The 23,398-nt window shown below is 63.7% G+C and carries 18 protein-coding genes; 12 read left to right on the forward strand and 6 right to left on the reverse strand.

Annotated elements, in window-relative coordinates; translation table 11 throughout:
* The 3 genes from P6U23_RS07185 to P6U23_RS07195 form a co-directional block, all read right to left on the reverse strand.
* Entirely contained in the window at positions 1–3,108 is a 3,108-nt protein-coding gene (locus tag P6U23_RS07185; RefSeq protein WP_407178865.1) for an MdtB/MuxB family multidrug efflux RND transporter permease subunit, read from the reverse strand.
* Complete coding sequence (locus P6U23_RS07190; protein WP_407178866.1) at positions 3,105–4,397, reverse strand: MdtA/MuxA family multidrug efflux RND transporter periplasmic adaptor subunit; 1,293 nt, start codon at positions 4,395–4,397, stop codon at positions 3,105–3,107. Before P6U23_RS07190 ends, P6U23_RS07185 begins: the two co-directional genes overlap by 4 nt.
* Before the next feature lie 211 nt (positions 4,398–4,608).
* Entirely contained in the window at positions 4,609–5,577 is a 969-nt protein-coding gene (locus tag P6U23_RS07195; protein ID WP_407178867.1) for a LysR family transcriptional regulator, read from the reverse strand.
* A 134-nt stretch (positions 5,578–5,711) separates the two neighbouring features.
* On the opposite strand from P6U23_RS07195, the gene P6U23_RS07200 reads away from it, so the two are divergent.
* The 7 genes from P6U23_RS07200 (at position 5,712) to P6U23_RS07230 (ending at position 15,931) form a co-directional block, all read left to right on the forward strand.
* Positions 5,712–7,025: a cation:dicarboxylate symporter family transporter gene (locus tag P6U23_RS07200; protein ID WP_407178868.1), complete on the forward strand. Its 1,314-nt coding sequence runs from the start codon at positions 5,712–5,714 to the stop codon at positions 7,023–7,025.
* A 6-nt stretch (positions 7,026–7,031) separates the two neighbouring features.
* Positions 7,032–8,075: a PdxA family protein gene (locus P6U23_RS07205; RefSeq protein WP_407178869.1), complete on the forward strand. Its 1,044-nt coding sequence runs from the start codon at positions 7,032–7,034 to the stop codon at positions 8,073–8,075.
* The gene (locus P6U23_RS07210) at positions 8,062–9,534 is read left to right on the forward strand and encodes an MmgE/PrpD family protein (RefSeq protein WP_407178870.1); all 1,473 of its coding nucleotides are present in this window, start codon (positions 8,062–8,064) and stop codon (positions 9,532–9,534) included. Before P6U23_RS07205 ends, P6U23_RS07210 begins: the two co-directional genes overlap by 14 nt.
* A gap of 13 nt (positions 9,535–9,547) precedes the next feature.
* Positions 9,548–10,999 carry an MmgE/PrpD family protein gene (locus tag P6U23_RS07215; protein WP_407178871.1) on the forward strand — a complete coding sequence of 484 codons (1,452 nt, stop codon included), beginning with the start codon at positions 9,548–9,550 and terminating at the stop codon, positions 10,997–10,999.
* Between the two features lie 167 nt (positions 11,000–11,166).
* Entirely contained in the window at positions 11,167–13,329 is a 2,163-nt protein-coding gene (locus P6U23_RS07220) for a carboxypeptidase regulatory-like domain-containing protein (protein ID WP_407178872.1), read from the forward strand.
* Positions 13,330–13,384: 55 nt separating this feature from the next.
* A complete protein-coding gene (locus tag P6U23_RS07225) occupies positions 13,385–14,179 on the forward strand; it encodes a fumarylacetoacetate hydrolase family protein (RefSeq protein WP_407178873.1) in 795 nt (264 codons plus the stop codon).
* A gap of 222 nt (positions 14,180–14,401) precedes the next feature.
* Entirely contained in the window at positions 14,402–15,931 is a 1,530-nt protein-coding gene (locus tag P6U23_RS07230; protein ID WP_407178874.1) for an FAD-dependent oxidoreductase, read from the forward strand.
* A 26-nt stretch (positions 15,932–15,957) separates the two neighbouring features.
* Here the strand turns inward: P6U23_RS07230 and P6U23_RS07235 are convergent, their stop codons facing one another.
* Complete coding sequence (locus P6U23_RS07235; protein WP_024506617.1) at positions 15,958–16,506, reverse strand: cupin domain-containing protein; 549 nt, start codon at positions 16,504–16,506, stop codon at positions 15,958–15,960.
* 152 nt (positions 16,507–16,658) lie between these two features.
* Between P6U23_RS07235 and P6U23_RS07240 the strand changes: the two genes are divergently transcribed.
* The 3 genes from P6U23_RS07240 to P6U23_RS07250 all read left to right on the forward strand — a co-directional run bounded on the left by P6U23_RS07240 (position 16,659) and on the right by P6U23_RS07250 (position 20,409).
* On the forward strand, positions 16,659–17,987 hold the full coding sequence (locus P6U23_RS07240; RefSeq protein ID WP_407178875.1) for an aspartate aminotransferase family protein: 1,329 nt from the start codon (positions 16,659–16,661) through the stop codon (positions 17,985–17,987).
* 66 nt (positions 17,988–18,053) lie between these two features.
* Positions 18,054–19,319, forward strand: coding sequence for a D-amino acid dehydrogenase (locus P6U23_RS07245; RefSeq protein WP_407178876.1), 1,266 nt, complete (start codon positions 18,054–18,056; stop codon positions 19,317–19,319).
* A gap of 199 nt (positions 19,320–19,518) precedes the next feature.
* Positions 19,519–20,409 carry an SDR family oxidoreductase gene (locus P6U23_RS07250; protein ID WP_407178877.1) on the forward strand — a complete coding sequence of 297 codons (891 nt, stop codon included), beginning with the start codon at positions 19,519–19,521 and terminating at the stop codon, positions 20,407–20,409.
* Between the two features lie 48 nt (positions 20,410–20,457).
* Here P6U23_RS07250 and upp read toward each other — a convergent pair whose 3' ends face one another.
* Positions 20,458–21,090 (reverse strand): uracil phosphoribosyltransferase, encoded by a 633-nt coding sequence (gene upp / locus P6U23_RS07255; RefSeq protein ID WP_407178878.1) that lies wholly within the window; start codon positions 21,088–21,090, stop codon positions 20,458–20,460.
* Between the two features lie 121 nt (positions 21,091–21,211).
* Here upp and P6U23_RS07260 point away from each other — a divergent pair, with 121 nt between their 5' ends.
* Positions 21,212–21,637, forward strand: a complete 426-nt coding sequence (locus P6U23_RS07260) for a DOPA 4,5-dioxygenase family protein (RefSeq protein ID WP_407178879.1) — start codon at positions 21,212–21,214, stop codon at positions 21,635–21,637.
* Between the two features lie 98 nt (positions 21,638–21,735).
* Here the strand turns inward: P6U23_RS07260 and P6U23_RS07265 are convergent, their stop codons facing one another.
* Complete coding sequence (locus P6U23_RS07265) at positions 21,736–22,593, reverse strand: LysR substrate-binding domain-containing protein (RefSeq protein WP_407178880.1); 858 nt, start codon at positions 22,591–22,593, stop codon at positions 21,736–21,738.
* 121 nt (positions 22,594–22,714) lie between these two features.
* Between P6U23_RS07265 and P6U23_RS07270 the strand changes: the two genes are divergently transcribed.
* Positions 22,715–23,284: a DUF4865 family protein gene (locus tag P6U23_RS07270; protein WP_407178881.1), complete on the forward strand. Its 570-nt coding sequence runs from the start codon at positions 22,715–22,717 to the stop codon at positions 23,282–23,284.
* Positions 23,285–23,398: the final 114 nt, after the last annotated feature.

Here is a 23,398-nt window from a genome sequence, read left to right on the forward strand (position 1 = left end):
TCAGCGCGCCCCGCCGACCTGGCCGAGGCTGTGCGGCCGCCCGGTGAACCGCAGCGCCAGCCGATCGAACCAGAGATAGATGACGGGCGTGGTGAAGAGGGTCAGGAGCTGACTCAGCAGCAGGCCACCGACAATCGAAATCCCGAGCGGATGCCGCAGCTCCGATCCCGCGCCGGTGCCGAGCATCAGGGGCAGCGCGCCCAGCACCGCGGCCATCGTGGTCATCAGGATCGGCCTGAACCGCAACAAGCAGGCCTGGTGGATGGCGTCACGCGGTGACAGCCCCTCATTACGCTCGGCGTCGAGCGCGAAGTCGATCATCATGATCGCGTTCTTCTTGACGATACCGATCAACAGAATGATGCCGATGATGGCGACGATGGTCAGATCGTGGCCGCCCAGCATCAGCGCCAAGAGCGCACCGATACCGGCCGAGGGCAGTGTGGAGAGAATGGTGATCGGATGGATGAAGCTCTCATAGAGCACGCCCAACACGATATAGACAGTGACGATCGCCGCCAGGATCAGGAATAGCTGATTGGACAGCGAGGCCTGAAACGCCAGAGCCGCACCCTGGAAGCTCGTGATCACGCCCAGCGGCTGGCCAATGTCGAGTTGCGCCTGCTTGATGGCTGTCACCGCTTCGCCCAGCGACGCGCCCGGCGACAGGTTGAATGACACCGTGGCGGATGGGAACTGGCCAAGATGCGAGATCTGCAGCGGCGCGGTCGTCTCGCGGACCTTGGCCATCGTCATCAGGGGAACCGGCGTGCTGCTCACGGAAGATGGCAGGTAGATATCGCCTAGCGAGTGCAGCGAGTTCTGCAGGCTCGGATCCGCTTCGAGGATCACGCGATACTGGTTCGAGTTGGTGAAGATGGTCGAGACGATACGCTGGCCATAGGAATCATAGAGCGCATTGTCGATGGTCGCAGGGGTTATGCCGAAGCGCGCCGCCTGGTCGCGATCGATGTCGACGTAGACCGCAAGTCCTTGCTGGGCGCTGTCGGTCGTGACTTCGGCGAACTGCGGTAACGTTCGCAGCTTATCGACGAGCTTCGGCGTCCATTCGGCAAGTTCCGCGGGATCGGCGTCCTGCAGGATGAACTGGTATTGCGTGCGACTGACGGTGCCCTCGATGGTCAGGTCCTGCACCGGCTGCATATAGAGCGTGATGCCGGTCAGGTGCGACGTCGCTTCCTTGATACGCTGCATGATCGTGGCAATATCGGACTTGCGCTGATCGTGCGGCTTCAGGTTGATCAGGATGCGGCCGCTATTGAGCGTGGCGTTGGTGCCATCGACGCCGATGAACGAGGACAGGCTGTCGACCTCGGGGTCCTTCAGGATGATGCTGGCGAGCTGCTGCTGCCGCTCGGCCATAGCGGCGTAAGATACCGACTGCGGCGCTTCCGAAATCGCCTGGATGACGCCCGAGTCCTGCAGCGGAAAGAAGCCCTTGGGGATGACGATATAAAGAAAGGCGGTGAGGGCGAAAGTCGCAAGTGCGATCAACAGCACAAAGGTCTGACGGTCGAGCACCCAGTTCAGCATGTGCCCGTAAAGCGCAATGACGCGGTCAAACGCCTCGCGGTTGAAACGCTGGAACGCGTTCTCGCGAGTCTCGCTTTCCGGCTTCAACAGCTTGGCGCAGGCCATCGGCACCAGCGTCAGCGAGACAACCGCGGAGATGAGGATCGTCACCGAGAGCGTGATGGCGAATTCGCGGAACAGCCGGCCGACCACGTCGCCCATGAACAGGAGGGGAATCAACACGGCGATCAGCGACACCGTCAGCGAGATGATGGTGAAGCCGATCTGCTCAGAGCCGCGCAGCGCCGCCTGCAATGGCGGCTCGCCCTCTTCGATGTAGCGGGAGATGTTTTCGATCACCACGATCGCGTCGTCGACCACGAAGCCGGTCGCGATCGTCAGCGCCATCAGCGAGAGGTTATTGAGGCTGAAGCCGCACAGGTACATGATGCCCAGTGTGCCGACTAGGGACAGCGGCACCGACAGGCTCGGGATCAGCGTTGCTCGCGTCGAGCGCAGGAACACGAAGATCACCAGCACGACCAGGATCACTGCGAGCGAGAGCTCGTATTCGACGTCCTTGACGGAAGCGCGAATGGTGATTGTGCGGTCGGTCAGGACATTGAGGTCGATGGCAGCAGGGAGCGTCGCCTGGAGCTGCGGCAGCAGTGCCTTGATGCCATCGACCACCGAAATCACGTTGGCGCCCGGCTGGCGCTGAATGTTCAGGATGACGGCCGGCGTTTCGTTCATCCAGGCGCCGAGCTTGTCGTTCTGCGCGGCGTCGATGACGTCGCCCACATCGCTTAAGCGAACCGGCGAGCCGTTCTTGTAGGCGACGATCAGGGATTTGTAGTCGGCGGCGTTGCGGATCTGGTCGTTGGCGTTGATCGTATAGGCTCGCATCGAGCCGTCGAAATTGCCCTTGGGCGTATTGACGTTGGCGTTGCCGAGCGTGGTGCGCAGGTCGTCGATGTTGAGGCCGTAGGCCGCGAGCTTGCGGATGTCGGCACGAATCCGCACCGCTGGGCGCTGGCCGCCGCTGATGCTGACGAGACCGACGCCGGGAAGCTGGGAGATTTTTTGCGCGAGCCGCGTATCGGCGAAGTCCTCGACCTGCGTCAGCGGCATCGTCTTCGACGTCAACCCGAGTGTCAGGATCGGCGCGTCAGCGGGGTTCACCTTGGCGTAGATCGGGGGCGCGGGCAGGTCGGAGGGGAGCAGATTGCCCGCGGCATTGATCGCGGCCTGCACCTCCTGTTCGGCGATGTCGAGCGAAATGCTCAAGCCGAATTGCAGCGTAATGACCGACGCGCCGGCGGAACTGACCGAACTCATCTGGTTGAGATTCGGCATCTGCCCGAATTGCACTTCCAGCGGTGCCGTGATGGAGGAGGTCATCACATCCGGACTGGCGCCCGGATAAAAGGTCTGCACCTGGATCGTCGGGTAGTCCACTTCGGGCAGCGCAGCCACAGGCAGGAATTTGAACGCCAGCATGCCCGAGAGCATGATGGCGATCATCAGCAGCGTCGTCGCTACCGGCCGTAAGATAAATGGCTGCGACGGGTTCATTGCTTCGGTGCACCCTCCGAACGCCGTTTCTTCGCAGGATTGGGGCTGTTCTGGCTGGGCGCCGCGGCGCCTGGTGGATTGCTGGTCTCTGAGGACTGGCGCAATACGATCTTGGCGCCGTCGCGCAGCTTGTCGGCACCGTCGATCACGACGCGATCGCCTGGATTGAGGCCCGAGAGCACTTCCACGCGGTCGCCGTCGGTGACGCCGAGCTGCACCTGACGCACCGAGACGGTGCTGTCGGGATTGATCAGATAGACGAATGTGCCGGGCACGCCACGCTGGACGCCCGCGGTGGACATGGTGGTCACGTCCTTATGCGTGTCCAGCAGCAGGCGGACATTGACAAACTGGTTGGGATAAAGCGTGCGCTGGTCGTTCGGAAACTGCGCGCGCAGCTTGATCGTGCCGGTGGTCTGATCGATCTGGCTGTCGAAGGTCTGCAGCGTGCCGTCCGCCAGCTTGTTGGCGCCGCCGCGGTCGAGTGCGGATACCGGCAGAACCGCGCCGCTCTGCAGGCGTTTTGCAATCGCCTGCAAATTGTCCTCGGGCACGGTGAACAGCACGCTGATCGGCGCAAGTTGCGTCACCACGACGATGCCGTTGGTATCGCCTGGGGTGACGTAGTTGCCCTGATCCACCTGACGCAAGCCGACGCGGCCGTCGACTGGCGAGACGATCCTGGTGTAGTTCAGATTGACTTCCGCCGATTTCACCGCCGCGCGATCGGCTTCGACCGTGCCCTGGTCCTGGGCCACCAAGGCGATTTGCGTGTCCAGCGTCTGATGCGGCACCGCGTTCTGCGCGGCGAGCCCCTGGTAGCGCTGCAAATCGACCTGCGCTCCCTTCAACAGCGCTTCATCGCGCGCAAGCTGGCCCTTGGCTTGCGCAAGCGCCGCCTCGTAGGGGCGCGAATCGATTTCCGCGAGCAGGTCGCCTTTCTTGACCTCGTCGCCTTCCTTGAAATCGATTTTCATCAGATAGCCGCTGATCTGGCTCCTGATGGTGACGGTCGCGAGCGAGGTGACCGTGCCCAGCGCGTTGAGGGTAAGTTTGATGTCGCCCTTGCCGATGACCTCATCAGCGACGGACATCGGCGGCGCATTCCGGCCGAAGCCGGCGCGGCCTTGCGGCTCGGGCGCCGTTCCGTGCCTGGTCCACCAGACGATGCCGGCGACGACCAGCAGCACGATGATCACCGTGAGGGTGAATCTCCAGCGGGACCGCGGCTTCGGAGGCGACGCTTCGGTCGGAGGGGCTTTGATCGGCGGCTTGAGCGGCTTGTCCATGAACCTGCGTCACACGGGGCTAAGGAGATCGGGTGGCGTCCCTATAGCTTATCCGTTCCGCTACCGCTGGGACATTCCGAACCACCATATTTTGAACGGTTCCGTTCCGAATTGTCCCATTAACTTTCTGAAAGAATTGGGCTTTTGTCACGGAATCTGCACCATTGCGGCAAATCCGCCACGACTTGAAGCCGAGAAACGCGCCGTGCCGTCAGGGTGGGCGTGAGGAGGAGGCGTGCGCCTTCTTCCCCAATTTCTCCTTGCGCATCGCGTTCCAAAAAGTCTCCGCGGCATTCGTCATGCGAGCCCGCGCGCGGAACAGGCTAATGCTGATCGCGATATCCCAATCTTCCGCCCCGGCACGCAAGAGCCGTCCTTCGGCAAGATCGTTCTGCACCAGAGAGCGCGGCGCCCACGTGACGCCTCTTCCCTCGCGGGCCATGTCGATCAGCAGCATGACAGGCGCGGCAAAGCTCGGCACCAGCCAAGCGGCTGGATCCTTTGCGGCGAGCACCGCGCTGACGATACGGCCGATGCCGGAGCCAGGATGGTAGGCAAGATAGGGCAGCGGCGCGGTTTGCGTACCGGGCAGCGCATGGCGTGGCCTTGCTTTTCTCCGCCGTGTGCCGCGCAGCGCCGAGACCGCCGCAGGCGCAGTCACGGGCACAAGCACGTCGCTGCCCAATTCGAGGCGCTGAAAACGATCGGTGTCGAGCCGGCTCGCCAGCGCCGGATGGTGATGGGCAAGCAGGAAATGCACCCGCGCATCCAGCAGCAGCTTCTCGCAAGCGGCGAAATTGGCGGCCACCAGTTGTACGCCCGCGCCGGCCCTTGCGCTGTCCGCCCGGCGAATCCAGTCCGGAAAGAAAGTCTGCGACAGCGCGTGGGTTGCCGCGAAATGAATGGTTTCGGCCCTGAGGCGGGCGACTTCCAGTGCTTCTTCGCGGCCGGCCACGAGCCGGCGCAACACGTCCTCCGCCACCGAGCGGAACGTCTTGCCCGCCGGCGTCAGCGTGAGCGTATGCGAGGTTCGCTCGAACAGCGGCGCCCCCAGCCAGTCTTCCAATGCCCGGATGCGGCGACTCAGCGCCGGCTGGGTGACATGGCGGCGCTCGGCGGCGCGGGAGAACCCGCCATCCTCGGCGATCGCCAGGAAATCCTCCAGCCAGACCAGGTCCATGATGATTTTTTGTCCTTAATTCATGCCGATACGGCATTAGCGCCCGCCGCCTTGCTGGTTCAATGTAAATCCGCCGAAAAGCCAAAAGAACAACAGATGCCCCGCTCGGGCGCGTCGCTCCGGGAGGATATGCATTGCAGATTGCCGCGACTTCGCTCTCTCCATCCATTGCCGCCGCGGCCGCAGCGCCGCGCCGCAAGCCGTTCTGGCGTGAGCAATACGTCCTTGTCGCGGCAGGCGCTGCGTTTGGTGCGCTCGCTGGCGCCCTGTTTCCCTCGATCGCTGTTGATTTCAAGCCGCTTGGCGACACCTTCATTTCACTGATCAAGATGACCATCACGCCGCTGATCTTTCTGGTGGTGGTCACGGGCATTGCGCAGGTCGGCGACATGCGCGCCGTGGGGCGCATCGGGCTCAAGGCCTTCGTCTATTTCGAAGCCGTCACTACGCTGTGCCTGCTGTTCAGCCTTCTGGTCGTGCACTGGGTGCGGCCCGGTGCGGGCGTCGCGCCGGCGAGCGCCCAACAAGCCGAGACGGTGTCGCGTTATGCGCAGGCGCATGTCGGGTCAGTGTCGGCTTATCTCCAGCACATGGTGCCGGACAGTTTTGTCGGCGCCTTCGCCAATGGCGACGTGCTGCAGGTTCTGGTGCTGGCGCTGTTGTGCGGAATCGGACTGCTGCTGCTCGGTGAGCGCGGCACGGCGCTGCGCGGCGGCATGGAGCGGGTGACCGAGCTCGTGTTCAGCGTGGTGCATGTCGTCGTCGCGTTGGCGCCGATCGGCGCTTTCGGCGCCATGGCCTTTACGGTGGCGAAATTCGGCGTCGCCACGCTCTATGCGCTGGCGCTCCTGGTCGGCGCCGCCTGGGCGATGATGGCGTTCTTCATCTTTGTCGTGCTCGGGGCGATCTGCCGGTTTGCCGGCATCCGCCTGATGGATCTGCTTCGCATGCTGCGCACCGAACTCCTGGTCGTGCTGGGTACGTCCTCGTCGGAGACCGCCATTCCCAGTATGATGGAGAAATTGCCGGCCGCGGGGGTCGGCCGGGCCGTCGTAGGTCTGGTCATTCCCTCCGGTTATTCCTTCAATCTCGATGGCGTGGCGCTGACGCTGCCGCTCAGCACTATCTTCGTGGCGCAGGTCTACGGCATCGAGATGACCACGGCGCAGCAGCTCAGCCTGTTCGTCGTGATGCTCTTCACCAGCAAGGGCGCGGCCGGGGTGACCGGCGGCGCATTCGCCGCGCTCGCCGCGACCGTGATTGCGGCCGGCCTTCCGGCGGAGGGGCTGGCGCTGCTGCTCGGCATAGACCGCTTCATGTCCTTGGCGCGGGCCATCACCAACACCATCGGTAACGCCGTGGCCGCGATCGTCGTCGCCAAATGGGACGGCGAGTTCGATTCGCACGCCTGGACCTCATCCATCACCCAAACCCTGACCGCAAAGTGAAGTTCAATGGACACAAGTCAAGACGCTCTCCCGATCGTCGCGCTGGTACCTGGCGATTGCACCGGCATCGGGCCTGAGCAAACCGCGCGCATCCTCGCCGATGGCAATCTCGCCAATGTCGCTCGCCTGGTCGTGGTCGGCGACGCCCGCGTGCTGGAGATGGGCATGGCGCAGGCCGGCGTGAAGCTGAAGGTCGAGCACATCGCTTCGCCGGCAAGAGCCTCCTGGCACGAGGGCGTGGTGCCGTTGGTTGATCTCGGCAATACCGATCCGTCGCTGTTTCCGCTCGGCAAGGCCAACGCCGATTCCGGCCGGCTCACCGGCGAGACGCTGTCGCGCGCGATCGACTTCGCGAGGGAAGGCGAGGTCGACGCCATCACCTTTGCGCCGCTGAACAAGCGCGCGATGTTCGACGGCGGCTGGAAGTTCCCGGACGAGCACAAGATGTTCGCGAGCCTGCTCGGCCATCAGGGCTATTTCTCCGAGATGAACGTGCTCGACGGGCAATGGATGTCGCGGGTCACCGGCCATCAATCGCTGCGCGAGGCCTTGGACTGCATCACTCCGGAGAGTATCACCGACGCGATCGAGCTTGCCGACCGCATGATGCGCAAGTCGGGCATCGAAAGACCCCGCATCGCGGTGGCGGCGCTCAATCCCCACGCGGGCGAGGGCGGCCTGTTCGGCCGCGACGAGATCGAGATGATCCGTCCCACCGTCGACGCCGTGGCCAAGCGCGGCATCGCCTGCAGTGGGCCTTATCCCGCCGACACTGTCTACATTCGCGCTTTTGCCGGCGAGTTCGACAGTGTAGTGGCGATGTATCACGACCAGGGCCAGATCGCGACCAAGCTGCGCGGTTTCAATCGGGGCGTCACGGTGACGGCAGGGCTCGACACCGTCTTCACGACGCCATCGCACGGCACCGCCTTCGATATCGTCGGCAAGGGCGTGGCCAAGACCGGCGCGCTCGAAAGCGCGGTCCGGCTTGCTGCCCAGCTTGCCAATGTAAAAACAAGAACCCGGGAGATTACCCATGCCCATCACTGATCGCCGAACCCTGCTGCAGACGGCTGTCGCACTTCCGCTCGCCACTGCCGGCGCTACCGGCATGGCTTTCGCGGATGCTTCCGCCGTCGCGCCTGCCGCGCCAGCAAAATCCGCACCCACCAAGGGCGTGACGCGGGCGCTTGCACATTATCTCGTCAGCGCCAGTTACGATGATCTTCCCGCCAATGTACGAAAGGAAGGCGTGCGGACCTTGTTGAACTGGGTGGGCGTTGCGATCGGCGGCTCGCGCCACCAGACCGTGGATATCGCTGTTGCCGCGCTCACGCCGTTCTCGGGCCCGCAGCAGGCCTCGCTGTTCGGGCGGCGCGAGCGGTTCGACATCATGAACGCGGCCTTCATCAACGGCGTGTCGAGCCACATCTTCGATTATGACGACACGCATCTGAAGACCATTATTCATCCGGCGGGTCCGGTGGCGTCGGCCATTCTTGCGCTGTCGGAAATGCAGCCGGTCTCCGGCAAGGACTTTCTCAACGCGCTCGTGCTCGGCGTCGAGACCGAGTGCCGGATCGGCAACTCCGTCTATCCGAACCATTACGACGTCGGCTGGCACATCACCGGAACGGCCGGCGTGTTCGGGTCTGCGGCGGCTGTTGGCAAATTGCTCAAGCTCAACGAGCAGCAGATGGTGTGGGCGCTCGGCCTTGCCGCCTCGCAGCCGGTCGGCTTGCGCGAATCCTTCGGATCGATGAACAAGAGCTTCAATCCCGGTCGCGCCGCCTCCAACGGCATCTTCGCGGCGATGCTGGCCTCGAAGAATTTTACTTCCTCCGACGAGATGATCGAGGCCAAGCGCGGCTGGGCCAATACGATCAGCACCAAGCAGGACTACAACGAGATCCTCGGCGATCTCGGCAAGCGCTACGAGGCGGCGCTGAACACCTATAAGCCGTTCGCCTGCGGCATCGTCATGCATCCGGCGATCGACGCGGCGATCCAGTTGCGCAATGAGAACAAACTCACTGCGGATCAGATCGATCACGTCGATCTCAAGGTGCATCCGCTGGTGCTGGAGCTCACCGGCAAGAAAACCCCGCATGAGGGCCTGGAGGGTAAGTTCAGCATCTATCATGCGGTCGCTGTCGCGCTGGTTGAGGGGGCCGGGGGCGAAAAACAGTTCAGCGACCGCGCGGTGAACGATCCGACCATCGTCGCGCTGCGCGGCAAAGTCAATCCGGTGATCACGCCGGGCATCAAGCCCGAGCAGGTCGACATGACCGTCGTGCTGAAGGACGGGCGACAGTTGCACCGCTACATAGAACACGCGGTCGGCAGCGTGGAGGTGCCAATGACAGACCAGCAGCTCGAGGCGAAGTTCACCGATCTCGCCGACGGCATCATTGCCCCGCCGACGATCCGCCGGGTGATGGACGCTTGCTGGAATGTCGAAAACCTGCCGAACGCTGCCGAAATCGCCAAGATGTCGGTCTCGGCGTAAGGTGAGGGGCTACATGCACCAAGCACTATCGCGTCGCCGCCTGCTGCTGTCCGCTGGTGCGCTCGCAACGCTAGCGGCATCGCCGTTCAGATGCGCGCCGGCCGCGGACGGGGCTGCCGGCGTCACCGCGCGCCTTGCCAGCTACATGGCTGCGGCACGCCGCCAGGAATTGCCTGACGCGGTGATACTGGCGTGCAAGCATCGCATTCTCGACACCTTTGGGGCGATGGTCTCGGGTTCGCGAATGAAACCGGGCATGATGGCGACGAAATATGTGCGCACACTCGGCGGCGAGCCGCAGGCCTCGGTGGTCGGTTCGGACTTCCATACCACCACCATCAATGCCGCGCTCGCAAACGCCATGTGCGCCCATTCCGACGAGACCGACGATTTCGAGCCCGTCACCAAGGCGCACCCCGGCAGCTCGGTGGTGCCGGCCGCATTGGCGATGTCGGAAAAGGAGGGCCGCAGCGGCGCGGATCTCATTCGCGCGGTCACTCTTGGCTACGATCTCGCCTGTCGGCTGTTGATGGCGCTGGGACCCGACCTCGTGCGCGGCACGCATCGCAGTGCCGAGGGAATGGCCTCGACCTTCGGCGCGTTGGGCGCGGCCGCCTCGCTCGCCCAACTCGACGAACAGGGCATGCGTTTTGCGATTTCGTATTCCGCGCAGCAGGTCTCGGGCCTGTGGAGCTGGGTCAAGGACAAGGACCATATCGAAAAGGCCTTCGACTTCGCCGGCATGGGCGCGCGTAATGGCGTGATGGCGGTCACCATGGTGCAGGCAGGCCTCACCGGCGTGGACGATGTGTTGGACGGCACGCACGACCTCTTCATCGCGCTGTCGACCGAGCCGAAGCCGGAGCAGATGCTGGATGGGCTCGGCCATCGCTTCTACATCACGGAGACGGCGATCAAGACCTACTCCGTCGGCTATCCGATCCAGTCGCCGCTGGATGCGCTCTTGAGCCTGCGCAAACAACATGATCTCACCCCCGAGAACGTCCGAAGCATTCTGGTGAAACTTCCGACCGACGCGATGGGCATTGTCGGTGAAAGCGCCATGCCCGACGTCAATTGCCAGCATCTGGTGGCGCTTGCGCTGATGAAGGGGGCCGTTTCGTTCGCCGACAGCCACGACACCGCGCTTATGCACGATCCAAAGATCCTCGAACAGCGTGCCAAGATCACTCTGGCGGGTGATAAGGCGCTGATGGACCCGGCTGCGCCGCGCGGTGCCATCGTCGAGGTGACGCTGGTCGATGGGCGCAAGCTCGACCATTTCACCAAATTTCCGCCAGGCACCAAGGAAAATCCGCTCAGCACCGAGGCCGTGAGCGCCAAGGCGCGCGATCTCATGGCGCCCGTGCTAGGAGCGGAAAAGACCGACAAGCTGATCGCGCAAATCAATGCGCTGGAACACGTGGACGATGTGCGGACGCTGCGGCCGCTTTTCACGACGTGAGAGGCGGGGCGCGGCCGATGAAGGGCAGCCATTCGCCAAAGCGCTCGACAAGGAGGGCCTGTTGCGCAGAATCTAAGGCCACTATCTAAGGCGATTGTGAAACGCACGAAGACAAGTGCGGCGGTAAAAACATCGGTGCAGGACACAGGCACAGTAAGGGGAGAAACATGAAGCTGAAGCAATGGATCGCCGGCTGTGCCGGCGCGGCCGCGCTGTTACAGGCGAGCGCCGTCATCGCGGCGAATGTCGATATTTCCGCACATGACGTCGGTGGTCAGGTGAGCGGCGAGAAGGGCCCCGAGGCGGGCGTGTGGGTGATCGCCGAGACCAAGGACCTTCCGACCAAATATGCCAAGATCGTCGTTACCGATGATCAAGGCCGCTATGTCATTCCCGACTTGCCGGACGCGAGCTACAAGGTCTGGGTTCGGGGCTACGGCCTGATCGACAGCGCACAGGTCGATGCGCGTCCTGGCAAGCTTGTCGATTTCACCGTGAAGGGGGTCGCCTCGGCCGGCGCTGCGGCGCAGCTCTATCCCGGCATGTACTGGTATTCCATGCTCGACATTCCGGCGCCGAGTGAATTCCCTGGCACCGGCGACAAGGGCAACAAGATGCCGGACACCATGAAGAGCCAGGCACAGTGGGTGGATACGGTGAAGAATGGCTGCCAGTCCTGCCACGCGCTGGGCTCTCGCGGTATCCGCGAGGTGCCCAAGATGTTCAGCGAGGGTCACGATTCGCAGGAGGCCTGGGCGATGCGCACGCAGGCGGGCCAGGCCATGGAATATATGGCGGTGGTGCTGGGCAGCATGGGACCCGAAAAGGCCTATTCGCTGTTTGCGAAATGGACCGACCGCATTGCGGAGGGCGAATTGCCCTTCGACAAGCCCGAACGCCCGAAGGGAGTCGAACGCAATGTCGTCTACACCGAGTGGGATTGGGCCTCACCCACGCACTACCAGCACGATGCGATTTCGACCGACAAGCGCAACCCGACGGTGAATGCCAACGGCTTGATCTACGGGTCTCCGGAGGAAAGCACGGATCTCATTCCGACGCTCGATCCCGTCAAGAACGTCGCCGCCACGATCAAGGAGCCTTACCTCGATCCGAACACGCCATCGTCGGCGGACGCGCCGCGCGGTACATCGGCCTATTGGGGCGACGAGGCGATCTGGGACGGTCACACCAGCATCCATAACGTCATCATGGACGAGCAGGGCAAGGTCTGGTTCACCGCGCGTCTGCGGCCGCCGGAAAATCCGGATTACTGCAAGCAGGGCTCCAGCCATCCGTCCGCAAAGGTTGATCCGCAGGCCACCTCGGTGCGCCAACTCTCGCGGTTCGATCCTGTCACCGGCAAATGGGACATGATCAACACCTGCTTTTCCACGCATCACCTCTATTTCGCGCATGATGCCAACGACACGCTGTGGATGAGCGCGGGCGGCCCGACCCTCGGCGGCGGCATCGTCGGCTGGCTGAACGTCAAGCAATTCCGCGAAACGCATGACGGCGTGGCCGCGCAAGGTTGGACGCCGCTCGTGATCGACACCAACGGGAACGGCAAGCGCGATGCCTATGTGGGCCCGAAGGACCCGCTCGATCCGGCCAAGGACAAGCGCGTCATGGCCTCCTTCTACGGCGTGATGCCGAGCCCGGTCGACGATTCCATCTGGGGCCAGTCGATGGACCGCGGCTTCTCGCGGATCGATCAGCCCGGCTACATCATCCGCGTCGTGCCGGGGCCCGATCCCGCCAACACGGCGCTCGCGGAAATCTATCAGCCGCCGGAGGGCACGTTCGGTCCGCGCGGCATCGATATCGGATTTGACGGCGTGGTCTGGACAGCCCTGTCGAGCGGCCATCTCGCGAGCTTCGACCGCAGGCTGTGCAAGGGGCCGCTCAACGGCCCGAGCACGGCCGAAGGCAAGCAGTGCCCCGAAGGCTGGAAGGTCTACCGGATGCCCGGCCCGCAGTTCAGGGGGCTGGACCCGAAGGGCAGCGCCAATCACGCGTATTATCTCTGGGTCGATCGCTACAATATCCTCGGCCTCGGCGCCAATGTGCCGATCGCGTCGGCCAATGGTGGCGAATCGCTCCTTGCTCTGGTGAATGGCGAGTTCGTCACGCTGCGGGTGCCTTATCCGCTCGGCTTCTTCACCAAGAATGTCGATGGGCGTATCGATGATGCGTCCGCCGGTTGGAAGGGACGCGGCATCTGGACTACTTCGGGCACACGCGCGAATTTCCATGGCGAGGGCGGCAAGGATGCCTATCCCAAGGTCTTCAAGGTGCAGATGCGGCCCGATCCGCTGGCGCACTGATTTGTTCAACTCGCCGGTTCCGCGCGTTGCGGGGCCGGCTCCAACGGAGCATCACATGCAAAGAACTTCTCGACGCGATCTGCTGACCGTGGCAACGGGGGCTGTGGCGGCGGCCGCCATCTCCGACGCGGCTCCGGCCGCGGCGCAAGCCGGTCCCAAGCCGATCTTCGAGGTGCCGATCACGACCATTCCCATCGTCGGCGAGAACGGCGTGTTTCAGGTCCGCCGCATCTATTGCATCGGCCGCAACTATGCCGCCCACGCGATCGAGCGCGGCTCGGATCCAAACCGCGAGCCGCCGTTCTTCTTCCAGAAGCCGACGGACGCCATCCAGAACGTGCCGATCGGCGTCGTCGCCGACCACCCCTATCCCTCGCTGACCAAGAACTACCACCACGAGGTCGAGCTGGTGGCGGCGCTGAAGTCCGGAGGCACCAACATCTCGCCCGAGAAGGCGCTCGATCATGTCTACGGCTACGCGCTCGGCCTCGACATGACCCGGCGCGACCTGCAGAACGGCATGTCCGCGGAAAAGAAGCCCTGGGAGATCGGCAAGAGCTTTGATCATGCAGCGGTGCTTGGACCGATCCACCCGGTCTCCAAGGTCGGCCATCTCACCAAGGGTGCGATCTCGCTCGCGGTCAACGGCGTGGTGCGGCAAAGCTCCGATCTCGACAAGATGATCTGGAGCGTTGCGGAGCAGATCGCAAAACTTTCCGAGGCATTCGAGCTGAAGGCCGGCGACATCATCTACTCGGGCACGCCGGAAAATGTCGGGCCGGTGGTGAAGGGCGACGTGCTGCTGTGCAAGCTCCAGGGCCTGCCGGACATGTCGATCAAGATCGTCTAATTCTGTCGGCCGTCGCGCGAAGTGTTTGGCGCGACGGCCATTGCAGATCGTCGCGGCCCTTTTCGAACTGCCGGCACGCATTTGGCAGTCCGGTGGTATTCTCCATCCTCGTTCGGGAACTTTTCGCGGCTCGAACCGTCTAAGCTGACGGGTCGAAGCGCAGGCGCTTGCTTGTCTAACCCCCGCCACCTCGTAAGCCGCGCCGGCCAGCGGAGGCACATCATGAGCGAGGACAACAAGCCGAGCGGACCGGATCTCACGCAAGGTGTATCGCCTGCCGATTTCGCCGATGGTAAGCTGCTCGGCCATGTTGGCGAGGAGCAGGTGCTTCTCGTCCAGCTCGGCTCCGAGATCCTCGCGATAGACGCTTTTTGCAGCCATTATCACGGCCCGCTCGCGGAAGGGCTGGTTGTCGGCGACACGATTCGGTGCCCCTGGCACCACGCCTGCTTCGCGTTGCGCAGCGGCGAAGCGGTGCGCCCGCCTGCGCTGACCGCGCTCTCGGTCTGGCAGGTTGAACGCGAAGGGGACAGGATCTTTGTCCGGCGTAAGCGCGAGGCAGCCAAGGAGGCGCCGCCGGCTACAGCGCGCCGGGCGGGCGCTTTGCCAGACCGAATCGTCATCATCGGCGGTGGGGCCGCCGGATTTGCTGCAGCCGAGATGCTGCGGCGCGAGGGCTTTGCCAGTCTGATCACCGTGATCAGCGATGATGGCGCGCCGCCGGTCGATCGGCCCAATTTGTCCAAGGACTATCTGGCGGGCCAGGCGCCGGAAGACTGGGTGCCGCTCCGCCCGGACGAGTTTTACGCCGACGTCGGTATCGAACTCAGGCTCAATACATCAGCCGCCTCGATCGATCTGAAAGACCGCAAGGTTGCTCTCGGCAATGGCGGGTCGGTGCCGTTCGATCGCCTGCTGCTTGCAACGGGCGCGGAGCCGGTGCGCCTGCAGATCCCGGGGGCCGATCAGCCGCACGTGCACACGCTGCGCACACTCGCCGACAGCCGCGCGATCATTGCAGCCGCGGGTAACGCAAAGCGCGCGCTGGTCATCGGCGCGAGCTTTATCGGGCTGGAGGTCGCGGCATCGCTGCGCACCCGCAATCTCGAAGTGCACGTCGTGGCGCCGGAGCAGCGGCCGATGGAGCGCATTCTTGGCGCCGAGATGGGCGACTTCGTGCGCTCACTGCACGAAGAGCACGGCGTCATTTTCCACCTGCAGGATACGGTGGCACGGCTCGATGGCAAACGCGCCACGCTGAAGAGCGGTGCCGCGATCGAAGCCGATCTGGTCGTGGTCGGAATAGGCGTCCGCCCGCGCGTCGCGCTTGCCGAACAGGCGGGACTTGCGACCGCCCGCGGCGTCACCGTCGACGCCTATCTCGAAACCAGCGTCCCCGGCATCTTCGCTGCCGGCGACATCGCACGCTGGCCGGATGCGCATTCAAAGGCCAATATCAGGGTCGAGCATTGGGTCGTCGCCGAGCGGCAGGGCCAGACCGCCGCGCGCAACATGCTGGGGCAACGCGAAAGGTACGATGCCGTGCCGTTCTTCTGGAGCCAGCACTACGACGTGCCGATCAACTATGTCGGTCACGCGGAAAGCTGGGACCAGATCAAGGTCGACGGCAGCATCGCCGGCAAGGATTGTCTCGTGCGGTACAAGCAGCAGGGCCGCGTGCTCGCGGTGGCTTCGATCTATCGCGACCTCGCCAATCTTGAGGCCGAGCTCGCGATGGAGCGCGGGAGCTGACGCTGAACGAAAATACTCCGGCCGCATCAAAACGTCGGCGGCGTGCAGGCGCTGATCACTTCGCAGGGTTTGTTGCCGACGCAGCGGAAGCGGTGCGGCCGGCGGCTCTCGAAATAATAGGCATCGCCCGGTCCCAGGATGCGCCGCTCGCCATCGACCGTCACTTCCAGGCGGCCGCTGATCACGATGCCGCCTTCCTCGCCGTCGTGCACCAGCGGCACGCGCCCGGTGTCGCCGCCCGGACCGTAATGCTCTCTTAATATCTGCAGCGCGCGGCCGAACAGATTGTCGCCGACCTGGCGGTAGGAGATCGGCTTCTTGCCGATCTCGGTCAATTCGTCGGCGCGGTAAAAGGCCTTGCGCGGGCGTTCCGGCTCGATCGCGAAGAACTCGGCCAGCCCCATCGGAATTCCGTCGAGGATGCGCTTGAGGGCGCCGACGGACGGGTTCATCTGGTTGGACTCGATCAGGGAAATGGTCGAGTTGGTGACGCCGGATCGCTTTGCCAGCTCCCGTTGGGACAACTTGTGATGCTGGCGAACGAAGCGGAGTCGCCCGCCGATATCGACGCTCATCGGAAATCCCGTGTTTGAACTGTTGCGGATCGCACAAACGTGCCTTTGGCGATCTAACAAAATCAAGAGGTTGCCTGCAATCAGAAAAGGACTTGTTGCCCATTCCTGAGCATGGTCAGGCTGTTTGAACAGCCACGCAAAGGAGCGCCGCCGTGACCGTTCACCAGATTCCGAACACCTTGCAGCTCGATTCCTTCTGGATGCCGTTCACGGCCAACCGACAGTTCAAGGCCGCGCCCCGCCTCGTCGCTTCCGCGGAAGGGATGCATTACACGACCGTCGATGGCCGCAAGGTGATCGACGGCTCGGCGGGGCTGTGGTGCGTGAACGCCGGCCACGCCCGGCCGCAGATCGCAGCCGCGGTCGAGCGACAACTGATGACGCTGGACTATGCGCCGTCATTCCAGATGGGCCATCCGATCGCTTTCGATTTCGCCGAGAAGCTCGCCGCGATTGCGCCTGATGGACTCGATCGCATCTTCTTCACCAATTCGGGTTCGGAATCGGTCGACACCGCGCTGAAGATCGCGCTGGCCTATCAGCGCGCCGCGGGGCAGCCGACGCGGACGCGCCTGATCGGTCGCGAGCGCGGCTATCACGGCGTCGGCTTCGGCGGCATGTCGGTGGGCGGCATCGTGAACAACCGCCGCGCCTTCGCCACCCATCTGCCCGGCGTCGACCATATCCGCCACACCCACGACCTCGCACGCAACGCCTTCTCCAGAGAGCAGCCGGCATATGGCGCCGAATTCGCCGATGATCTCGAGCGCCTGGTCGCCTTGCATGGCGCGGAGACCATCGCGGCCGTCATCGTCGAACCCGTCGCGGGCTCCACCGGCGTGCTGGTGCCGCCGCAAGGCTATCTGAAGCGGCTGCGCGAGATCTGCGACAGGCATGGCATCCTGCTCATCTTCGACGAGGTCATCACCGGCTTCGGCCGGCTCGGCACGCCGTTCGCGGCCAATTATTTCGGCGTCACCCCCGATATCATGACCACCGCCAAAGGCATCACCAACGGCGTGATCCCGATGGGGGCGGTGTTCGCCAGCCGCAAGGTGCATGACGCGCTGATGGCCGGGCCGGAGGCCCAGATCGAGCTGTTCCACGGCTACACCTATTCCGCTCATCCGGTGGCCTGTGCCGCGGGTCTGGCGACGCTCGAGATTTACCGAAGCGAGGGCCTGTTGACGCGCGGCGCGACGTTGGCGCCGCACTGGCAGGAGACGATGCATGGCTTGCGCGACCTGCCCAATGTGATCGACATCCGCACCATCGGCCTCGTCGCCGGCATCGAATTGTCGCCGCGACCGGGTGCCGCCGGCGCGCGCGCCTACGAGGTGATGGTGGACTGCTTCAACAACGGACTGATGCTTCGCATCACCGGCGACACGATCGCGCTGTCGCCGCCGCTGATCGTCAAGCAAGAGCAGATCGACGAGATGGCGGCGATCCTGGCTGCCGCGATCAAACGCGTGGCCTGATCCTTGCTCTGCGCGGTCGCAGTTAACATCTCTAATGGCGCGGCGATCGCGCGGGAGTCTTGATCGGTGAAAGTGCTAATCCTCGGCGCCGGCGTCATTGGCGTGACGTCGGCCTATTATCTTGCGAAGGCCGGCCACGCGGTCACAGTCGTTGACCGCCAGGCGGGTGCGGCGCTGGAAACCAGCTTTGCCAATGCCGGCGAGGTTTCGCCGGGCTATGCCTCGCCCTGGGCGGGGCCCGGCGTGCCGGTCAAAGCCATCAAGTGGCTCTTGATGAAGCACGGCCCCCTGGTGATTCGTCCCAAGCCGGACCTCGCGATGTGGGTGTTCATGGCGAAGATGCTGCGCAACTGCACCAGCGCGCGCTACGCCGTCAACAAGAGCCGGATGATTCCGATCGCCGAATATAGCCGCGACTGCCTGCGCAGCCTTCGCGGTGAAATCGCCATTCATTACGACGAAGAGAGCCGCGGCACCTTGCAACTCTTCCGCAAGCAGGCGCAACTCGATGGCACGGGCGAGGACATCGCCGTGCTCAAACAATATGGCGTGCCCTACGAGGTGCTCGACCGCACCGGCTGCATCGCGGCCGAGCCCGCGCTCGCCGCCGTGAAGGACAAATTCGTCGGCGGCCTGCGTCTGCCGCAGGACGAGACCGGCGACTGCCACATGTTCACGCAGGCGCTCGCCGCGAAGGCGGCGGAGCTTGGCGTGCAGTTTTCCTTCGGCACTTCGATCGAGCGGATCGTCGCGGACGGTCGGCGCGTCGCCGGCGTCGCGACCTCTGCAGGGCTCCTGCAGGCCGACGCTTATGTCGTCGCGCTCGGAAGCTGGTCGCCGCGCGTGCTCGGGCCACTCGGCATCTCGCTTCCCGTCTATCCGGTGAAGGGCTATTCGATCACTGTGCCGGTGAAGGACCCCGCAGGCGCACCTGTTTCGACTGTGATGGACGAGAGCTATAAGGTCGCGATCACGCGGCTGGGCTCTCGCATCCGCGTCGGCGGCACCGCGGAGATATCAGGCTATTCCAATGTCCTGCATCCGTCGCGTCGCGCCACGCTCGATCATTCCCTGACCGATCTTTTCCCGCGCGGCGGCGATCTCACGGACGTGAAGTTCTGGTGCGGCCTGCGCCCGATGACCCCCGACGGCCCGCCGCTGATCGGGCCGACGCTTTACCCCAACCTGCACCTGAACACCGGCCACGGCACGCTCGGCTGGACCATGGCCTGCGGCTCGGGCCGCGTGCTCGCCGATCTCCTGAGCGGCCGCAAGCCCGACGTCGATATCGGCGAGCTGGCGATGAGCAGGTATGAGCATCGCTTCGGCTGAGAAGGCGCCACGCAACCGGGCCTCGGTCGTAGCGGAAAGCCGAATGCCGTGGGATCGAGCTTGGCGCGGCGCTCCTCAAGATAATTCGCAAGCGGGTTCGCGCCGTCATCCTGTTAGCGATTATACCAGTAGGCTTTCACTACTTTACCCGAACGAACAACGCGCCAATATCCCTGCGTTCTGAACAGGGAGCGTTTTCATGCGCGTATTCGTCACCGGCGCCGCAGGATTTATCGGCACCGAAACTACAAAGGAACTTATCGCAAACGGGCATCATGTCGTCGGCCTCGCGCGCTCTGAAGACAACGTCAGGACGCTGGAGAATCTGGGCGCGGAGGTTCATCGCGGCTCGCTGCAGGATCTCGAAAGCCTGAAGAGCGGCGCAAGGGACGCCGACGGCGTGATCCATCTGGCCTTCATCCATGATTTCGCGAAATTCGCGGAGAATGGCGCGATCGACAAGGCCGCCATCGAAGCGATGGGTGATGTGCTGGCCGGCACGAACAAGCCTTTTATCGTCACATCGGGAACGGGCCTCATTGCGCCCGGTGTGGTGATCACCGAAGATATGCGGCGCGATTCCAGCCCGCATGTTCCGCGCGTATCCGAGCAGGCAGGTCTGGCCTATGCCTCGCGTGGCGTGCGCGCGATGGCGATACGTTTGCCGCAGGTGCATGGCGCCCCTGGAAAAGCTGGGTTGATCAGTTATCTGGTCGAGTTCGCGCGCCAAAAAGGCGCCGCGGCCTATGTCGGCGAGGGCGCCGAACGCTGGGCTGCGGCGCATAAGCTGGATGTCGCCCGCCTTTACCGGCTTGCGTTGGAGAGGGGCGCGGCAGACGGGATTTATCACGCTGTTGGCGAGGAGGGCGTCCGCATGCGCCAGGTCATCGAAGTGATCGGCCGCGCCCTGAATGTGCCGGTCGTTTCGATCAAGAAGGAGGAGGCGGGCGATTATTACGGGCCATTGGCGATGTTCGCCGGTCTGGACATGCCGGCCTCCAGTACGTTGACGCAGCATCGGTTGGGCTGGACGCCCACCGGGATCGAGTTGATCGCCGACATCGGCCAGCCGGGCTACTTCAAGAGGTGAGCCCCAGCCTGGACGGCCGTCAAACAGCGCTTCAAAATGATCGCGCGTCTATTTCGTCCCGAACATCCGGTCGCCCGCATCGCCTAAGCCCGGCAGGATGTAACCGTGGTCGTTGAGCCGCTCGTCGATGGCGGCGGTCCAGATCGGAATATCAGGGTGTTCTTTCTGGAATTGCGCGATGCCTTCGGGGGCCGCGAGCAGGCAGACGAAGCGGATGTCGCGGGCGCCGCGCGCCTTGAGCAGTTCGGCGCCGGCGCAGGCGGAATTGCCGGTCGCCAGCATCGGATCCATCAGCACCACTAGGCGGTCCGACAGATCGTTGGGCGCCTTGAAGAAGTATTCCACCGCCTGCAGCGTTTCGGGATCGCGATAAAGTCCGATATGCGCCACCCGTGCCGAGGGGATCAGTGCCAGCATGCCGTCGAGAAAGCCGACACCGGCGCGCAGGATTGGCGCCAGAGTGAGTTTCTTGCCGGCGATCATCGGTGCCTTCATCGGCGCGAGCGGGGTCTCGATATCGACCAGCTCCAGCGGCAGGTCGCGCGTGACCTCGTAACAGAGCAGCATGCCGATCTCGTTCAGGAGTTCCCGAAAACCTTTGATCGAGCGGTCGCGCTCGCGCATCAGCGAGAGCTTGTGCTGGACCAGAGGGTGGGCGACGACGTTGACGCTGGCTGCCATGTCACGAGATGTACATGCTTAAGGCGGCCTTCGCCAGACGGAAACCGGCGGTTTTCCCGGCGCAGACCAGGGTTTGAAGCGCCGGTCGGCTCAAGTAACATCCGGGCAAAAGGAGGCCAGCATGAACGGTTCGCAAAAAGGTGCGACAGCCCGGTCGATCCAGGAAATCGCAAGCTTCCACGCCCACGTCTATTACGATCCCGCGACAAGCCGGACAGAGGCCGAGCGGTTGCGTGACTGGATCGGCGAGCGCTTTGCGGTCACGCTCGGCCGCTGGCATGACGAGAAGGTCGGCCCGCATGACCAGGCGATGTTTCAGGTGGCCTTTGCTTCGGAGCTTTTCGCCGAGCTGGTGCCGTGGCTGATGCTCAATCATGGCTCCCTGAGCATTCTGGTGCATCCGAACACGGCCGACCCGCGCCGGGATCACTTGGCCGATGCGTTGTGGATCGGACCGCCACTTGCCTTGCATGGAGACAAGCTGCCGGGGCAGGGCGAGGCGCAACCTGCACCCGCGCCGAACACGGAGCCGACGTTGCGGCCTTAGAGCATGATCCGGAAAAGTGGGAACCGGCTTTGCGGAAAGATCAGGCTCAAACAGAGAGATCAGATCGTGATCGGATTTCCGTCTCATCGGATCATGTTCTAAGCGCTCGCGGTGGCGCGGATGGTCGCGGCGAGAGCTTTGAGCGATGACCTGCTCTGGCGGTCGCTGAGATTGGAATGCAGCACCACATCGCGCGACGGCAGCGCCGGCAGGCCCAGCCGCGGCCCGACATCGATCGTGCCGGGCGGCGCCACGCGCCGACCGAGCGCGGCAACCGCAAGGCCGGCGGAGACGGCCGCTCCGATCGTCGTGACGCCGCCGCCGACAAAGACTTCGGTCCAGGCTATGCCGGCCGCCTTCAGCGCGGCGATCGCCATGCTGCGAACGCTGCAGGGCTCGGCTTGGGTTGCGAGCGGCAAAGGCTCGCCCGGATGATGCTCGAAATCCGGAGCGGCCATCCAGGCGAAGGCCTCCTCCAAGATGGTCTCGCCGTCGCGCCTGCGGTTGTCATGGCGCAGCACGATGGCGGCATCGATGGTCCCCTGCTCGAAATCCGCAAGCACCTCGCGTGAGGTCGACACCCGCATCTCCAGCACGAGGCCAGGCTCGGCACGGCTCATCCGCCTGAGCAGTAGCGGCAGCTCGGCGCCGACAATGTGATGGCTGATGCCCACCACTAGCCGACGCTGTTCGACACCGAAAGCTGACACCGCGCCGTGATGCGCGGCCACCAGGTTTCGCGCTGCTTGCAGAAAGGCGTTGCCATCCGCCGACAGCCGCACCACCCGCGGCGTTCGTTCCAGCAGCCTGCGGCCGAGGCCGTCCTCGAGCCGCTTGATCTTCAGACTCACGGCCGACTGCGTGGTGTCCAGCGCTTCGGCGGCGCGGGTGAAGCTTTTCAAATCCGCGGTCAGGACGACAAAGGCCTGCACGGCTTCGATATCGAGGGCCTTCATGGTTCAACCATTTAAAATCGAAATCATTGATATAGAAATTGATGTCGTTTCGCAATGGTCGTCTCAACGCTATGTCTGGCTCATGTCCGGTTTGACTGCAGGAAGAGAAAGGAATCCCACCATGATCATCGTCCATTACGGCCACAGGCTGCCGGCCAATTACGATATTGGGCTCATTCGCAAGCGCGCCGCCGAGCGCGGGCACCTCTTCGACGCCGTCCCGGAGCTGCACTTCAAGGCTTTCTTACTGCGCGAGCGCGGCCAGTTCGGCGCGATATCGAGCGAATATTCCTCGCTCTATCTCTGGCGCCAGGACGAAGGCTTCCGCAATTTCCTGGTCGAGGGCCGCTACAGGTCGGTGACCGACAGTTTTGGCCGGGCTGTGATCGAGACCAGGGTGGCGTTGGATGCGCGCAAGGGGAGCGGCCGCGCCGCGCGCTTCCTTTATAAGCAGGAGCAGGACATTCCGCTCGATGCCGATCTGACCTCCGCCTTCGCCGCCGAGATCGAGCGCAACCATGCGGTCGCGCAGGAGCCGGGCACGGTTGCCGCCGCCGTGGGCGTCGACGTGCAGACCTGGAAGCTCACGCGCGTGCTGTTGTCGGAGCGCGAGCCCGATGCTGGCAAGGGCGGCGTTGCATATCAGGTGCTCTATCTCGCAAAGCCACTGCTCGAGACGCTGCCTGGGTAAGGTTTCGCAGGGTGTGCTGAGCGAAAGCGAAACCCACCGCTTCTCGCGCGCCGCGGCATGGTGGGTTACGCCTTCGGCTAACCCACCCTACGGTTCTGAAGCGGTCGCCATGTT

The organism is Bradyrhizobium sp. STM 3562 (genome assembly GCF_045571435.1).
Classification (GTDB): domain Bacteria; phylum Pseudomonadota; class Alphaproteobacteria; order Rhizobiales; family Xanthobacteraceae; genus Bradyrhizobium.

Excerpts from the sequence above, each read along its gene's own strand:
- P6U23_RS07185 (WP_407178865.1), bottom strand. The coding sequence starts at position 3,108 with ATGAACCCGTCGCAGCCATTTATCTTACGGCCGGTAGCGACGACGCTG.
- P6U23_RS07190 (WP_407178866.1), bottom strand. The coding sequence starts at position 4,397 with ATGGACAAGCCGCTCAAGCCGCCGATCAAAGCCCCTCCGACCGAAGCG.
- P6U23_RS07195 (WP_407178867.1), bottom strand. The coding sequence starts at position 5,577 with ATGGACCTGGTCTGGCTGGAGGATTTCCTGGCGATCGCCGAGGATGGC.
- P6U23_RS07205 (WP_407178869.1), top strand. The coding sequence starts at position 7,032 with ATGGACACAAGTCAAGACGCTCTCCCGATCGTCGCGCTGGTACCTGGC.
- P6U23_RS07210 (WP_407178870.1), top strand. The coding sequence starts at position 8,062 with ATGCCCATCACTGATCGCCGAACCCTGCTGCAGACGGCTGTCGCACTT.
- P6U23_RS07215 (WP_407178871.1), top strand. The coding sequence starts at position 9,548 with ATGCACCAAGCACTATCGCGTCGCCGCCTGCTGCTGTCCGCTGGTGCG.
- P6U23_RS07220 (WP_407178872.1), top strand. The coding sequence starts at position 11,167 with ATGAAGCTGAAGCAATGGATCGCCGGCTGTGCCGGCGCGGCCGCGCTG.
- P6U23_RS07225 (WP_407178873.1), top strand. The coding sequence starts at position 13,385 with ATGCAAAGAACTTCTCGACGCGATCTGCTGACCGTGGCAACGGGGGCT.
- P6U23_RS07230 (WP_407178874.1), top strand. The coding sequence starts at position 14,402 with ATGAGCGAGGACAACAAGCCGAGCGGACCGGATCTCACGCAAGGTGTA.
- P6U23_RS07235 (WP_024506617.1), bottom strand. The coding sequence starts at position 16,506 with ATGAGCGTCGATATCGGCGGGCGACTCCGCTTCGTTCGCCAGCATCAC.
- P6U23_RS07250 (WP_407178877.1), top strand. The coding sequence starts at position 19,519 with ATGCGCGTATTCGTCACCGGCGCCGCAGGATTTATCGGCACCGAAACT.
- upp (WP_407178878.1), bottom strand. The coding sequence starts at position 21,090 with ATGGCAGCCAGCGTCAACGTCGTCGCCCACCCTCTGGTCCAGCACAAG.
- P6U23_RS07260 (WP_407178879.1), top strand. The coding sequence starts at position 21,212 with ATGAACGGTTCGCAAAAAGGTGCGACAGCCCGGTCGATCCAGGAAATC.
- P6U23_RS07265 (WP_407178880.1), bottom strand. The coding sequence starts at position 22,593 with ATGAAGGCCCTCGATATCGAAGCCGTGCAGGCCTTTGTCGTCCTGACC.
- P6U23_RS07270 (WP_407178881.1), top strand. The coding sequence starts at position 22,715 with ATGATCATCGTCCATTACGGCCACAGGCTGCCGGCCAATTACGATATT.